At 74.0% G+C, this 15,323-nt stretch carries 9 protein-coding genes and 1 riboswitch; of the genes, 2 read left to right on the top strand and 7 right to left on the bottom strand.

Annotation, left to right across the window (positions count from 1 at the left end; all coding sequences use genetic code 11):
• The first annotated feature begins 86 nt into the window (after positions 1–86).
• Positions 87–1,922, top strand: coding sequence for a glycoside hydrolase family 15 protein (locus ACFY6U_RS08550; RefSeq protein WP_390035975.1), 1,836 nt, complete (start codon positions 87–89; stop codon positions 1,920–1,922).
• Positions 1,923–1,925: 3 nt separating this feature from the next.
• Here the strand turns inward: ACFY6U_RS08550 and ACFY6U_RS08545 are convergent, their stop codons facing one another.
• The 6 genes from ACFY6U_RS08545 to ACFY6U_RS08520 form a co-directional block, all read right to left on the bottom strand.
• A complete protein-coding gene (locus ACFY6U_RS08545; protein ID WP_390035973.1) occupies positions 1,926–4,673 on the bottom strand; it encodes a SpoIIE family protein phosphatase in 2,748 nt (915 codons plus the stop codon).
• Between the two features lie 81 nt (positions 4,674–4,754).
• Positions 4,755–7,262 carry a SpoIIE family protein phosphatase gene (locus ACFY6U_RS08540; protein ID WP_390035971.1) on the bottom strand — a complete coding sequence of 836 codons (2,508 nt, stop codon included), beginning with the start codon at positions 7,260–7,262 and terminating at the stop codon, positions 4,755–4,757.
• Between the two features lie 121 nt (positions 7,263–7,383).
• Positions 7,384–8,070, bottom strand: a complete 687-nt coding sequence (locus ACFY6U_RS08535) for a 2-phosphosulfolactate phosphatase (RefSeq protein WP_390035969.1) — start codon at positions 8,068–8,070, stop codon at positions 7,384–7,386.
• Positions 8,071–8,091: 21 nt separating this feature from the next.
• On the bottom strand, positions 8,092–8,376 hold the full coding sequence (locus ACFY6U_RS08530; protein WP_390035967.1) for a YkvA family protein: 285 nt from the start codon (positions 8,374–8,376) through the stop codon (positions 8,092–8,094).
• Positions 8,377–8,416: 40 nt separating this feature from the next.
• Positions 8,417–9,568 (bottom strand): hypothetical protein, encoded by a 1,152-nt coding sequence (locus ACFY6U_RS08525; protein ID WP_390035966.1) that lies wholly within the window; start codon positions 9,566–9,568, stop codon positions 8,417–8,419.
• Between the two features lie 303 nt (positions 9,569–9,871).
• Positions 9,872–11,236 carry an FAD-dependent oxidoreductase gene (locus ACFY6U_RS08520; RefSeq protein WP_390035964.1) on the bottom strand — a complete coding sequence of 455 codons (1,365 nt, stop codon included), beginning with the start codon at positions 11,234–11,236 and terminating at the stop codon, positions 9,872–9,874.
• Between the two features lie 247 nt (positions 11,237–11,483).
• Between ACFY6U_RS08520 and ACFY6U_RS08515 the strand changes: the two genes are divergently transcribed.
• Entirely contained in the window at positions 11,484–12,542 is a 1,059-nt protein-coding gene (locus ACFY6U_RS08515; protein ID WP_390035962.1) for an NAD-dependent epimerase/dehydratase family protein, read from the top strand.
• Positions 12,543–12,566: 24 nt separating this feature from the next.
• Here the strand turns inward: ACFY6U_RS08515 and ACFY6U_RS08510 are convergent, their stop codons facing one another.
• A complete protein-coding gene (locus tag ACFY6U_RS08510) occupies positions 12,567–14,885 on the bottom strand; it encodes an NlpC/P60 family protein (protein WP_390035960.1) in 2,319 nt (772 codons plus the stop codon).
• A 10-nt stretch (positions 14,886–14,895) separates the two neighbouring features.
• A riboswitch (cyclic di-AMP (ydaO/yuaA leader) is annotated at positions 14,896–15,071 on the bottom strand.
• Between the last annotated feature and the right edge of the window lie 252 nt (positions 15,072–15,323).

The following is a 15,323-nucleotide window of genomic DNA, read 5'->3' as shown; positions in this document are numbered from 1 at the left end:
CCGAGCGGCCCGGGCCTGTCCGGAAAGCAGTTCGCCCCATTTAGGCTGTATGGTGACCGTACATCCGTTCTGGGGAGGCCGTCACGATGGCCGAGCAGCCGTTCTTCCAGGATGTGCCCGGGAGCCACCGCTACCTGCCGATCGCCGAGCACGGACTGATCGGTGACCTGCGCAGCGTGGCCCTGGTCGGCAGCGACGGCACGATCGACTGGTACTGCATCCCGTCCTTCGACGCCCCCAGCGTCTTCGCCGCCGTCCTGGACGCCGAGCGCGGCGGTTTCTTCGCGCTGGCCGCCACCGTACCGGCGCGGACCAAGCAGTTCTACTTCCCCGACACCAACGTCCTGATCACCCGGTTCTACACCGACGAGGGCGTCGGCGAGGTCCAGGACTTCATGCCGGTCACGGGGGAGTCGGCCGAGTGCGCGCGGCACCGGCTGATCCGCCGGGTGCTCTGCGTGCGCGGCACCGTGCCCTTCCGCGTCCGGGTGGCCCCCCGCTTCAACTACGGCGCCGACCCGCACACCCTGCGCACGCTCGGTGACACCGCGCTGTTCGAGTCGGAGGCCATGTCCCTGCAGCTCACCTCCACGGTGGCCCTGGAGAGCGACGGCCCGGACGCCTGTGCCGACTTCAAGCTCTCCGAGGGCGAGACCGCCGTCTTCGCCCTCGACCAGGCCGGCGAGGACATCGCCCCCCGCGGCTGCGCCCGCGCCGAGGCCGAGCAGCAGTTCGAGACCACCGTCTGCTACTGGCGGCGCTGGCTCCACCAGTCCCGCTACCGGGGCCGCTGGCGCGAGATGGTGCACCGCTCGGCGCTCACCCTGAAGCTGCTCACCTACGCCCCCACCGGAGCCATCGTGGCGGCCCCCACCACCAGCCTCCCCGAGCAGGTCGGCGGCGAACGCAACTGGGACTACCGCTATGTCTGGATCCGCGACGCCGCCTTCGCCGTCTACGCCCTGCTGCGGCTCGGCTTCAGCAGCGAGGCCGCGGCCTTCATGAAGTTCGTGACCACCTACATCAGCCCCGGCGACGGCTTCGCCTCCGGCCCGCTGCAGATCATGTACGGCATCGACGGCCGCTCCGACCTGCCCGAACGCGAGCTCACCCACCTGGAGGGCCACTGCGGCTCCGCCCCGGTCCGGGTCGGCAACGGCGCCGCGGGCCAGCTCCAGCTCGACATCTACGGCGCCCTCATCGACTCGATCTACCTCTACGACAAGTGGGCCGAGCCCATCTCCAGCGACCAGTGGGACGACGTCACCCGCCTCGTGGGCTGGGTCTGCGACCACTGGGACCAGCCCGACGAGGGCGTCTGGGAGACCCGCGGCGGCCGCAAGAACTTCCTCTACTCGCGTCTGATGTGCTGGGTCGCCGTCGAGCGGGCGATCCGCCTCGCCAACCGGCGCGGCCTCCCCGCCGACCTGCCCCGCTGGCGGCAGTCCCGCGACGCCATCTACCGGTGGATCATGGACCGCGGCTGGTCCGAGCGGCGCGGCGCCTTCGTCCAGCACGAGGGCGGCGACGTCCTCGACGCCTCGCTCCTGATGATGCCCCTGGCCAAGTTCATCGCCCCGACCGACCCCAAGTGGCTGTCCACCCTGGACGCCCTCACCGAGGACCTGGTCTCCGACTCCCTCGTCTACCGCTACGACCCGCAGGCCAGCCCCGACGGCCTCCGCGGCGACGAGGGCACCTTCTCCATCTGCTCCTTCTGGTACGTGGAGGCCCTGGTGCGCGCCGGGCGCGTGGACGAGGCCCGGCTCGCCTTCGAGAAGATGCTCACCTACGCCAACCATCTCGGCCTGTACGCCGAGGAAATCGGCCGCACCGGCGAGCAACAGGGCAACTTCCCGCAGGCGTTCACCCATCTCTCCCTCATCAGCGCCGCCTTCAACCTGGACCGCGCGCTCGGCTGAGGGTCACGGCAGCGGCTGCTCCGCCCAGATGACCTTCCCGGCGGGTGTGTAGCGGGTGCCCCACCGCTCGGCCAGCTGCGCGACCAGGAACAGGCCCCGGCCGCCCTCGTCGGTGCTCGCCGCGTACCGCAGGTGCGGGGAGGTGGTGCTGCCGTCGGAGACCTCGCAGATCAGCGTCCGGTCGCGCAGCAGCCGTACCCCGATGGGCGCCCGGCCGTGCCGGATGGCGTTGGTGACCAGCTCGCTGAGGATCAGCTCGGTGGTGAACGACAGCTCGTCCAGGTCCCAGTCCGCCAGCTGCCGGGTCACCCTGGACCGCACCTCGGAGACGGCCGCCGGATCGGACGGCACCTGCCATGCGGCGATCCGGTCCGCGCCGAGCGCCCGGGTCCGGGCGACGATCAGCGCCACGTCGTCGCTGGGGCGGGCCGGCAGCCGCTCCAGGACGGCCGCACAGGTCTCCTCCGGGGTGCCGCCGGCCGCCGACTCCAGGGCGCCGGCGAGCAGTTCGAGCCCCTCGTCGATGTCCCGCTGCCGGTCCTCCACCAGCCCGTCGGTGTACAGGACCAGGCTGCTGCCCGCGGGCAGCTCCAGCTCGGCCGTCTCGAAGGGCAGCCCGCCCAGGCCCAGGGGCGGACCGGCCGGGACGTCCGCGAACTCCACGCTGCCGTCCGGCCTGACCAGCGCGGGCGGCGGATGACCGGCCCGGGCCACCGTGCAGCGCCGGGACACCGGGTCGTAGATCGCGTACAGACAGGTCGCCCCGGTGATCGTGGCCGCGGTGTCCGCTTCGTCCGCGGGGATCTCGTCCTGGTCGATACGGGCCACCAACTCGTCCAGCAGGCCCAGCAGTTCGTCGGGCTGCAGGTCCAGCGCCGTGAAGTTGTGCACCGCGGTGCGCAGCCGCCCCATGGTCGCCGCCGCGTGCAGCCCGTGCCCCACCACGTCGCCGACCACCAGTGCCACCCGGGCCCCGGACAGCGGCAGCACGTCGAACCAGTCCCCGCCCACACCGGACTGGGCCGGCAGATAGCGGTAGGCGATGTCCAGGGCGCTCTGCGCGGGCAGGTTCCGCGGCAGCAGACTGCGCTGCAGGGTCACCGCCATGCTGTGCTCGCGCGTGTAGCGGCGGGCGTTGTCGATGGAGACGGCGGCGCGGGCCACCAGCTCCTCCGCGAGGGCCAGCTCCTCGGTGTCGAACGGGGCGGGCTTCTCCGAGCGGCAGAAGTTGGCCAGGCCCAGCACCATGTTCCCGGCCCGCAGCGGCACCGTGATCAGCGAGTGGATGCCGAACTCCAGGATCCGGCCGGTCAGCTCCACGTCCTGGGCCCGCCAGCCGGGCGAGTCCCGCAGCCGCGGCTCGACGACCGACTCGCCGGCCTGCAGACTCCGGCCCTGCGGCGAGGACGGCACGAACAGGAACCGCTCACCGACCGGGTACAGCGGGGCGTCCTTGCGGATGCCGGTGCACGCCACCCGGCGCAGCGCGTCCCCGGGCTTCGGCTCCTCGCCCTTGAGGACCGCTTCGTACAGGTCGACGGTGGCGTAGTCCGCGAACCGCGGCACGGCCAGCTCCGCGAGTTCCTCGGCGGTACGGGTGACGTCCAGGCTGGTGCCGATGCCCACCCCGGCGTCGTACAGCATGTTCAGGCGCTCGCGGGCCACCTCGGCGCGGCCGGAGAGGGCGCGCAGCTCGGTGGAGTCGCGCAGGGTGACGACGCTGCCGGGCGGTCCGCCGCGCACCTCGATGGGGCGCTGGTTGACGGCCAGCAGCCGGTCCTTGACCAGGTGCACCTCGTCGGTGGCGACCCGCCCGGAGGCGATCAGCGTCGCCGTCTCCGCGTCCAGGCCGAGGTCCAGGACCCGGCGGCGCTCGGCGTCCGCCGGCAGGTCCAGCAGGCGCTGCGCCTCGTCGTTGGCGAGCATCAGCCTGCCGTCGCCGCCGACGATCAGCACACCCTCCCGCACGGAGTGCAGCACCGCGTCGTGGTGCTCGTACATCCGGGTCATCTCGTCCGGGCCGAGACCGTGCGTCTGGCGCAGCAGCCGCCGGCTGACCAGCGCGGTGCCCGCCGTCGCCAGGGCCAGCGCCGCGGCGGCCGCCGTCAGCAGCAGCGGCAGCTGCTGGTCGGCCGTGCCGCCCACGTGCGCGGTGGTGATGCCGGCCGACACCAGGCCCACCACCGTGCCGTTCGCGTCCCGGACCGGCACCACGGCCTGCACCAGCTCCCCGATGGTGCCGTGGACCTCCTCGGTGACGATCCCGCCGGCCAGCGCGGGCCCGATGTTCCCGACGAACTTCTTGCCGATGCGGTTCGGCTTGGGGTGGGTGTACCGGATCCCGTCGGTGTTCATGACGACGATGAAGTCCACACCCGTCGCCTTGCGGGCCGCCTCCGCCCGCGGCTGGAGCACCGTCGTCGGGTCGGGCAGCCGCAGCGCCGCCGCCGTGCCGGGGGCGTCGGCGAAGGTCTGGGCGACGGCCAGGGAGCGGTTACGGGCCTCCCTGCTGCTGTCGTGCCGTTCCTGCAGCACCAGGGCCGCCAGCGCCGACACGACGAGCAGCAGCACGATCACCACTTGCAGGACGAACACCTGTCCGGCCACGCTGCGTCCGCTCAGCGCCTTCCACAGCCGCCCGGACCGGAGCCGCCCCGGCCCGCTCGGCTCCCGCTCCCCCTGGGCGAGCGGCGCGCGCGGAGTCCCGGATGGGGACGGCCGAGTGTCGGACCGGCCGGGGTGACGGACCATGAGCCCATGTCTACACTGCCGGGCCGCGCGAGGCGAGAGCGTCCCCGGAGGTAACCGGGTCGATACCCCGTTCTGTACCGATCATCCCCGGTCCGCGGGCCCCGGACGGCGGGTGGCGAGCAGCAGCGCGACGTCGTCGGGGCGGTCGGTGGCGTGCCGGGCCATGGCGGTGAGCCGGTCGGCCACCCCGGTGAGGGTACGCGCGCCACGCCGCCCCGGTGCCGCCCCGGCCTCGGCCAGGGCCGCCCCCAGCGCGGCGATGCCGTCGTCGATGTCCGCGCCCGGCCGCTCGACCAGCCCGTCCGTGTAGAGGGCCAGGATCGCGTCCGGCGCGAGCTCCAGTTCGGTCACCGGATACCGGGCCCGCGGGTCCACGCCCAGGACGACACCACCGGGGATCTCCAGGACGCGGGTGCGGCCGTCCGGGGCGCGCAGCAGGGGCGGCGGATGACCGGCCCGGGCGATCCGGGCACGCCCGGTGGCGGGGTCCAGGCGCAGGTAGCAACAGCTCGCGAACTGGCCCGGATCGAGGTCGATGAGCAGCCGGTTGGTGCCGCCCATGACCTCGTCGGGCGGCCGGTCGCTGAGCGCGAAGGCCCGGACCGCGCTGCGCAGTTGCCCCATGGTGGCGGCCGCCTGCACGCCGTGCCCCTGGACGTCGCCGATGACCAGCGCGAGTCCGTCGCCCGCCCCGACGACGTCGTACCAGTCGCCGCCCACGTCCATGCCCTGGGTGCCCGGCAGATACCGTCCGGCGGTCTCCACCTGCGGGTGCGCCGACAGCCGGCGGGGCAGCAGCGCCTGCTGGAGACCGCGGGCGAGGGCGGCCTCGCTGTCGTAGCGCCGGGCCTTCTCCATCGCGTGCGCGATCAGGCCCGCGAGCGCCATGAGGACGGTGCGCTCCTCGGTGCTGAAGCCGCGCTCGGCCTCGAAGCCGAGGATGCAGGTGCCGACCGGGCGCCCCGAGGCGATCAGCGGCAGGAAGGCGCGGGCGCCCACGGCGGCGTCCAGGGCGAGACCCGGGTAGGTGTCGCCCAGTCGCCGCATCGACTCGAAGAACAGCGGCCTGCCGGTGGTGAGGGCCTCGACACCGGGGATGTGGGCGTCCAGACCGACGCCGTCGAACGGGGCGAGGAAGCCCGGCGGGAAGCCGTTCTCCCAGGCCAGGTAGAGATGCCGGTCCTGGAGCAGGTAGATGGCCAGCCGACGGCCGCCGAACGCGGGGAGCAGCTCCTGCATCACCACCGCGGACACCTGCCGGGCGGTCACCGCGTCGGTCAGTGCGATGGCCAGGGCGATCGGCCGGTACAACGGGGTCATCGAGGGGCCGGGGCCGCCGGCCTGCCCGAGGGCGCGCGCCGTGCCCGGCTCGGTCGCGGGCGGCAGGTGCACGGGCGGCTCCATCCGGCTGGCGGGGACGACCGTGCAGGTGACCAGGTCCTGGCCCGGATACACGGACAGGGCGAGGAAGTCGCCCTCGGCGGCGTCCCCGCGGCGGGCCTGGAAGTGCACCGGGCCGCTGGCGAGCAGCGCACTGCGCCAGTGGTCGTCGTACGGCGGCCCGCTCAGCCACGGCATCGCCTCCCACACGGGCCGGCCGAGCAGCTCGGAGCGCGGCCGGCCGGCCAGCCGGACGACCGCCGGGTTGGCGTAGCGGACGACCCCGGCGCGGTCCAGGCAGAAGACGCCCTCGGGGAGTAGATCGGCCGCTCCGTCGGCGGCGGACGGGCCCGGGTCGACGACGATCCCGGAGACCAGCGACGGGTCGACGGCGTCGGGCGGCGGCCACAGCTCCAGCAGCAGCGGGGCGCCGTCCGCGGCCCGCACCCGCAGCGGGGCGTGCGGCGGCTTGCCGGCCGCGGTCTCGTGCAGCGCGGTCAGCACGTCGTCGGCGTCGTCGGGCGCGACGGCAACGGCCAGCTCGGCGCCGGTGCCGGGGAAATCCTCGGGCGTCATGCCGAGCAGGGCGTGCAGCCGGTCGTCCGCGTGCACCGCGGAGGTGGCCGGATCCCAGGTGAAACGGCCCACGCGGGCCGCCCCGGGCCGGGGCGCGGGCGGCCGTACGCACACCGGCTCGCCCTCCCAGGCGACCGCCGCGTCGCCCTCCTCGGCCACCAGCTCGCGCAGCCCGGCCCCCAGGCGCTCGGCCAGCCCGCACAACCGGTCCAGGTCCGGCAGCTCGTCCACGGTGTCCGCGGTACCGGGAAGGAGCACGGTGAGCACCCCGAAGGACGGCTCCGCCCCGGGCACGGGCGTGTAGATCGAACCGAACTGGAACGGCAGGCCCGCCGCGAACTGCGGATAGCGGCGCACCATCTCCGTGGCGTTGGGCAGCACCACCCGCGTCCCGAGCCGGTAGGCGTCCGCGACCGGGAACGGCCGGTCCACGTGCAGCCGCCACCAGGGTTTGAAGAGCGGGCCGGGGAGCCCCACCAGCGTGGACAGCCGCAGCAGTCCGGGGGTGCCGGAGCGCAGGTACACCCCGGCGACGTGGGCACCCGCCGCGCCCAGGGCGCCGGTCGAGGCCTCGACCAGCAGCGCGGTCAGCCGCTCACGCGCCCGGCCCACGTGCTCGCCGCTCCCATTCATCGGGTCCTGCCTCGTCCGCGCACCGCCGGGTGGGTGACACAGCAAGAATGCGTCACGACGGCCCGGATACGCACCCCCGGCGGCACGGATCACGGGGCGGTCCCGGCCGGCGCCGGCCCGCTCAGCCCCCGGCCACCGGCCGCAGCACCAGGTGGCCGTCCTCCCGGGCGGCCGCCATGGCGAACGGGAAGGTGTCCGTCGCCAGGCACATCGGTACGTCCTCGGGGTGCACGCCCTCCCAGCCGAGCCGCACGCCCTCGGCGAGCCGCGCCGCCCCGCCGGAGTTCCGGGCCCGCTCGACGAACGGACCCGGGGCGACGGAGCCGTCGGTCACCAGCCCGGCGATGTACTCGGCGCAGGCCAGGTCCTCCTCGGCCCGCCCGCCGTCCCCGGTGACCACGAAGGTGACCGCGGCGGGCCGCTCGCGCCGCAGCACGGCCGCGGTGGCCCCGGCGACCACGAAGCTCGCGCACAGCAGCAGCCGGGCTCCGGCGACGGCGAGCGCCCCGGTCGTCCCGGCGGTGGTCTTCTGGACGACCGTGCGGCCCGCGACGTCCAGCGCACGCAGCTCGGCCGGTGAGTTGGCCAGGTCGAAGCCCGGCACCACCGGACCGTCCTGGAAGGCCAGCCAGCCGGGGTGACGGGCTTTCAGCTCCAGCGCCTCGTCGAGGGTCTCGGCGAACACGATCCGCTCGGCGCCCTTCCGGAACGCCCAGGCCGCCACCGTGAACGCGCGCATCACGTCGACGACCACGGCGACTTCGGGGGGCGAGGACAGACCGGGGACACCGGTGAACGTGGCGCGCACGATCCCATCATGCCCCGTCGGTCAGAGCTCCGGGTCCTCCGTCGCCGGCAGCGCCGCGCGCATCGAGCGCAGGGCCAGCAGCAGGACGCCGATGTCGTCCAGGTAGATCGGGTCGGGCAGCAGGTCGGTGGGGAGCACCAGATACAGGACGGCGCCCCAGAACACCCAGCGCGAGCCGGTCGGCAGCCCGGCCCGGCGCAGGGTGCGCCGGGTGCGGACCAGCCGTACGAGTACGGCGACGGCGCCGGCCAGCAGGGCCGCGGCGACGATCGCGCAGATCACGAGCACGGTCGTGGTGGTGTCCATGGCTGTCCTGTCGTCCGGCCCCGATCCGGCCCGGGGTCCCTCACTGGTCCGTCTTCCCGGTTTCGTCCTCGGGCATGGCCACCGGCCCGGCGCTCTCCTTGGGGGCCCGCAGTCCCTTGAAGGCGCGGGTCAGCTGCTGGAAGGGGGAGGCGGGTTGGGGCGCCGGTGCGGCCGGGGCGGGGGTGTCGCGGAGGGCGGCGAGCGCCTCGTCGGCCCGCTCGGCGGCCTCCCGGTACAGGTCGCGGGACCTGGTCATGGCCTCCAGCGCCTCGGCGTACTGCGCGACGCGCTTGCGCTCGCGCGCCAGCTCCTCCTCCAGCGTCATCAGGGTCCAGTTGTCCCGCAGATCGGCCAGCGCCTCCTCGGCGCCCTGCGGGGCGGGCTTCGGCAGCGCGGCGAACCGGCGGACGGCGGCGATCAGTTCGGTGGGCTCCGAGCCGTCCAGGAAGACGCTGCGCACCGCGTACTCCTGAGCGTCGTAGCCCGACGGCGCCGGGTCCGGGGGCAGCAGTACGGCGCCGCCGCGCGGGATCTCGACCCCGAGGTCGCGCAGCGCCCAGTTGACGGCGCGGAACTGCTGGGGCGCGGCCCGGTGTTCCACGACGCGGTGCGCGAGGCCGGGCGGCAGCTGCCGGACCAGCGGCAGCCGGCCGAGTGCGTCGGGGGTCATCGCCTCGTGCACGACGAGGTTGACGCACCAGGCGTCCTTCGCCGCGTCCCGCAGCACCCGGCGCATGTCCTTGTCGTCGGCGGGCAGCGGGTTGACCGTGCGGAGCCTGACGCCCGCCACGGCCGGGTGGTAGTCCCAGGCGGCCTCGCCGCCGTCACCGGCCTCCTCGCCGTCGGGCCAGAACATCGCCGCCGGGGAGGGCCAGGTCTCGTCCCAGGGGCGGTCGGCCTCGGCGATCAGCTGCCACTCCCGCCCCGCCTGCCGGCCTTGCGAGTCGACGGCGAGGGCCAGCCGGGCGCGCACCGTCACGGTGCCGTCGTCGACGCGCCAGCGGGCCTCGAAGACCCGTGGGGCGGAGCCCTCGGGCGAGGGGGGTTCCGCGAAGTCGTCGAGGACGCCGGTCTCCTTGCGGCTGCGCAGGATCCTGCGGATCACCTCCTCGGAGTCCGGACCCGTGTGGCGGCCGCGGGCGGCCCAGACGGTCGGCGGAAGGACGGCACGGTCGGCGGCGGTGTTCGACATGGGCCAATCTGCTGGTGGGAGGGGAGTGCGTCCTCCAGTATCACCGCCCGGGAGCGTGTCTCATAGGGCGGGGGCCGCCCGCGCGCGGCGAGTGCGCCCCGCACCCGGGGTGCGAACCGAGTGCGCCATACGACGCCCGTTCACCCGTGCCCCGGATCCGGCCGGCCCCGGACAATGGTGCGGCGAACGGGGCCCGCCCGCCCATCCGCTTCGGGGCGGGCCCCGTTCACACCGCCGGGAAGCACGAGAGGGGGGCCGACGGCGGTGCGTCGGCCCCCCTCTCACCCGTCACGTCTCAGTGCCTCACGCGCCACTCTCGCGGAGCATGTCCTCGCGCTCGACGAGCTTGACGCGCTCGCGGCCCTGCGGCTCGCCCAGCGCCTTCTCGGCGGCGTCCAGCCGGTACCAGCCCTCCCAGGTGGTGAAGCGGACGTCGCGCTCGGCGAGGAAGGCCTCCACGGCCTCCGGCGCGGGCGCCTCGGGGGTGTGCAGGCGGCCGTTCGCGTAGTCGTCCAGCAGGTTGGACACCGTCTCGTTGGCGTCGCCCTTGGTGTGGCCGATGAGGCCGACCGGGCCGCGCCTGATCCAGCCGGTGACGTACGTCGACTGCAGGTGGCCGCCGCTCTCCTCGATGACCCGGCCGCCCTCGTCCGGGACGGTGCCCGACTCGATGTCCCAGGGCAGCTTGGGGAGCTTGTCGGAGAGGTAGCCGACCGCGCGGTAGACGGCGGTGACGTCCCAGTCCTTGAACTCGCCGGTGCCCTTGACGTTGCCGGTGCCGTCCAGGGCGGTGCGCTCGGTGCGCAGCCCGGTGACCTTGCCGTCCTCGCCGAGGATCTCGGTCGGCGACTCGAAGAAGTGCAGGAACAGCTTGTGCGGGCGGTCGCCGACGTCGCGGATCGCCCAGTTCTCCAGGGTCTTGGCGACCATGTCGGCCTGCTTGTTGCCGCGCCGGGTCTCGATCGAGCCCTCGTCGTAGTCGATGTCCTCGGGATCGACGATGACCTCGATGTTCGGGGAGTGGTCGAGCTCGCGCAGCTCCATCGGGGAGAACTTCGCCTGCGCCGGGCCGCGGCGGCCGAAGACGTGCACTTCGAGGGCCTTGTTGGCCTTGAGGCCGTCGTGGACGTTCGGCGGGATCTCGGTCGGCAGCAGCTCGTCGGCGGTCTTGGCGAGGATGCGGGCCACGTCCAGGGCCACGTTGCCGACGCCGAGGACCGCGACCTTCTCCGCCTCCAGGGGCCAGGTGCGGGGCACGTCCGGGTGGCCGTCGTACCAGGAGACGAAGTCGGCGGCGCCGTACGAGCCGTCCAGCTCGATCCCGGGTATCCGCAGCTCGCGGTCGGCGGTCGCGCCGGTCGAGAAGACCACCGCGTCGTAGAAGGAGCGCAGGTCGTCGAGGCTGATGTCGGTCGGGTAGTCCACGTTGCCGAAGAGGCGGATCTGCGGCTTGTCGAGCACCTGGTGCAGGGCCGTGATGATGCCCTTGATGCGCGGGTGGTCGGGCGCGACGCCGTAGCGGATCAGGCCGAACGGGGCGGGCATCCGCTCGAAGAGGTCGATGGACACGCCGGGCTCGGCGGCCACCCCGGACTTGAGCAGGGCGTCGGCGGCGTAGATCCCGGCGGGGCCGGCTCCGACGATGGCTACCCGCAGGGGGCGCGGCATGATCAGGTTCCCTTCGAGTGAGGACAATCGATCTCGAACGGGAAGCCTAAACTAAGGCAGTCCTAAGTTAGTACGCGGGTCCGCTCTATGACCTCATAAGCCGATCTTATGACGTGTGTCGGGTCCGGCTTATGGCGTCCCGGACGTCATCGCGGCCTCCCGGCGCTTGGCGGGTGCCCGGCGCATGCACCACCCTGTCCTCTGCGGCGCACCGAGGCGCGGTGGCCGGAGGGCGAGGGGTGAGGGCGTGCAGGCACGCGGGGAGACGACCGTCGCGGTGACCGGCGGCAGCGGGTTCGTCGGGAGCCATCTGGTACGGCGGCTGCTGGAGCGCGGGTACCGGGTGCGCGCGACCGTCCGCCGCGCGTCCCACGCGGCGAAGGTACGGCCCCTGTGGGAGCTTCAGGAGGCCTTCCCCGGCAGGCTCACCCTGTTCGAGGCCGACCTGCTCACGGACGGCTCCTTCGACACGGCCTTCCACGGCTGCGCGACCGTCTTCCACGTCGCCTCGCCGTTCCTGATGCCGGAGCGGATCACGGACGGCCAACGGGACGTGGTGGACCCGGCGTTGCTCGGCACCCGCAACGTGCTCGGCAGCGTCGAGCGCACGCCGGAGGTGGAGACCCTGGTCTTCACCTCCACCGTGGGCGCGATCTTCGGCGACTACGCCGACGTCCGCGGGATGGCCGGCGAGGTCCTGACGGAGAAGTACTTCAACACCACCAGCACGGTGGTGGACAACCCCTACCACTACGCCAAGACGGTCGCCGAGCGCGCCGCCTGGGACGCCGAAGCCGCCCAGGACCGCTGGCGCATGGTCTCGATCAACCCCGGCTTGATCCTGGGCCCCTCCCTCACCCCCGCCTCCGAGTCCGGCAGCCTCTTCCTGCTCGACGAGCTGTTCAAGGGCTACTTCTGCTACGGGGCCCCGGACTTCAGCTTCACCACCGCGGACGTCCGCGACGTGGCCGACGCGCACATCGCGGCGGCGGAGAACCCGGCGGCCAGGGGCCGTTACATCGTGGCCAACGAGACGATGACGTCGTTCCACGAGATGTCCCGGATCATCCGCACCCGCCACCCCTGGGACCCGCGCCTGCCGCGCACCGCGCTCCCGCACGGCCCGGTACGGGTCCTCGGCCCGCTCTTCGGCCTCACCCAGGACTACATACGCAAGCACCTCGGCATCCGCTTCCGCGTCGACAACGGCCGCAGCGTCCATGAACTGGGTCTTGCCTACCGGCCCGTCGAGGAGACCCTCCTGGACCACCACGAGAGCTGGCGCAGGCGGCGGCGGAGGGTCTGAGCCCGACGGCCGGGGGGCAGGGGGTCAGGCCGGGCGGATCACGCGGTGGATCGCCGACTCCCCGGCGTTGTAGATCGACTCCTCGCGGATGAGCGCCCCAGGGCTCGGCGCGTGCACCATCGTGCCGCCGCCCGCGTAGATCCCGACGTGGCTGTCGTCGTCGAAGAAGAAGACCAGGTCACCGGGTTCGACGGCGGCCAGCGTGATCGGCGTGCCGGCCAGCGTCTGCTCCTGCGCGGTACGCGGCAGCGTGACACCGGCGGCGCGCCAGGCGGCCTGGGTCAGGCTGGAGGCGTCGTACGCCCCCGGCCCGGTGGCTCCCCAGACACACGGCCGGCCGATCTGCTCCCGGGCGAACGCCAGCGCCTTCATGGCCTTGCCCGGCTCGGCCCCGACGCCCGGCTGGACGAAGGCACCGGGTTCGGCGTAGGCGCCGGGCGCGGGCACGGCTGCGGTGGGCGCCGGGGCGGGGACCTGCGGGGGTGCGGTCGGCAGGGGCGTGGTGGGGAGCGGGGCGGTGAAGACCGGGGCCGGGGCGGCGGCGGTCATCGCCATGGCGGGCGCGGGCGCCGCCATCGCCTCGGGCGCCGCGGTCATGGCCATCGGCGCCGCGGCCATCGCCGGGGCCGGGGGTGCCGCCATCGGCGCTGCCATGGGGGCAGCCATCGGTGCCGCCGCGGGTGCTGCCATGGGGGCCGCCACCGGTGCCCCCGCCGGCGTGGGCATCGCGGCGGCGGGCGCTGCCATCGCCGTGGGCATGGCCATGGTGGCCGCGTAGGCGTAGGCACCGTCGGCGGGCTGCATGCCTGCCGCGTAGGCGTAGGCACCGTCGGCGGGCTGCATGCCTGCCGCGTAGGCGTAGGCACCGTCGGCGGGCTGCAGGCCAGCCGCGTAGGCGCCGGACATGTCGGCGGCGGGGGCCGCGGCGAAGGGGGCGGCCGGTGGCATGGCGGCCATGGGCGCCGCGGGGGCCGCCGCGGTGTACGCGCCGATGCCGTAGGCGGTGTCGGCCGTGACCGGCGGTACGTCCGGGTAGGCGGCGGCCGCGTTCGGCGACATGACCCGGAAGCCGCCGGGGTCCATCGGGCCGGGGGCCGCGGCGGGAGCGGCCGCGGGAACGGCGGGCGCCGCCGTCGGGAAGGCGCCGCTGTTCGTGGGGGCGGTGGTCGGGAACGCGCCGGTGTCCGCGGGAGCCGCCGTCGGGAAGAAGCTCGTGCTCGCCATGGGGTCCACGGTCGTCAGGACGCTCGTGCTCGCCATGGGGTCGGCAGTCGGGAAGGCGCCCGCGTCGGCCGGGGTCGGCATCGGGAACGAACCCGTGGCACCCGGCGTCATGATGCGGAAGGAGCCGGTGTCCCCCGGGGACGGTGCCGGGGCCTGGGCGGCGCCCGCGTCCATGGCGGCCGCGCTCTGGTAGGTACCGCCGCCCGAGCCGCCCGGGGTCATGACGCGGAAGCCGCCCGAGTCCGCCGAGGCCCGGGTCGGGGCGCTGTCGGCACCCCCCGGGGTCATGATGCGGAAGGTCCCGGTGTCCGACGGGGACACGATCGGGATGCCGCCCGTCTCGGTCACCGCCGGGAGCGCGCGGGTGGCGGCGGGGGAGTCGGTCCGGAAGGAGCCGCTGCCGGAGCGCTGGTTCGGTATGCCGGCGGCGGGAGCCTGCCACGGCTGCGCCGGGGCCTGGCGCTCGGGCGCCGGCCAGGGGCTGGGCGCCGGTGGAGCGGCCTGGGCGGCGGGGGCCGGGGCCGCGTCGAGGGCGGCGAACGCGCGCTGCCCGGTGCGCTGGGACAGCACCTCGCGCGCCTTGGCGAGCTTGAGCTGGTTCTTGGTCTTCGAGGTACCCGGCGTGGGCCGCTGCGGCCCGGCGGCGGGCAGCGCCCGCGGCGCACCCGAAGACCCCGCGGGCAGCGCCGCGGTGGGCCCCGCCGTCAGCTCCAGCTTCGGGCGCGCCGGCAGTTCACGGACGACCTCGATCTCGCTCTGCGCGGACGGTCCCGCGGTCAGCTCCAGCCGGGCCGGGCCGGAGTCCTCCAGCTGGCCGAGCAGGTCGGCGGCCATGGCGCTGACGGGCCGGCGCGGGCCGGGGCGGGCGGGCTGCCGGTCGGTGGGCAGCGCGGCCGGAACGCTCGGCCCCAGCTTCGAACGTGCTCCCTCGAACCACTCACGGGCGATGTTGTCCAGGCCCGGGTCGTCGCGCCGGGGCCGCTTGAACAGCGGGACACCGCGTGAGCGCGAGCCCCCGCTCAACGCACGCGTGGCGTTGTAGTTCCCGGTGGCGTTCTCGGCCTGGTCGTAGAGGCTGTCGATCCGCTGTCGAACCTCGTCACGGCTCTCGGGCGCCATTGAGGGGTCGTGCTCCTTCCGTACTCCGCCTACCGGGTTAGCTGTCGGGTTCGGGCGGTGGAATCCGGAAGGCATGCCCTACGGCCCTTGTCCTCGCGGACGGCGGCCGATTCACCCCAGTGGTTCGGTTGGGTCCCCGGCTCCGGATCCGCCCCTGAGGGGCACCGGACTCGGCGGAGGCCGCGCGGCCCGACGGGATTCGCCGGGGGGAGCCGAGCGGCTTGCCCGTCAACTTAGCCAACTTGTGTCACTCGTGTGAAGGTTGAAGTGGCTAATGTCCGATACGTATTTGTGATGTTCGTCGTAGCGTTCGGAACTCGACCGTACGGAACGGCATTTCGCGCGCATCCATTGCATTCGCAGGGTCACCGGGGCGTTGCCGTCGGTCGCGTTCCTCCTGTTCCGGGACACCCGCTTCCTGTGAGGTCACCGTGAATT

This window comes from Streptomyces sp. NPDC013157, from assembly GCF_042899865.1.
Taxonomy (GTDB): Bacteria; Actinomycetota; Actinomycetes; order Streptomycetales; family Streptomycetaceae; genus Streptomyces.
The sequence above is the reverse complement of the archived record's forward strand: the minus strand, read 5'-3'. Positions and strand labels throughout refer to the sequence as shown.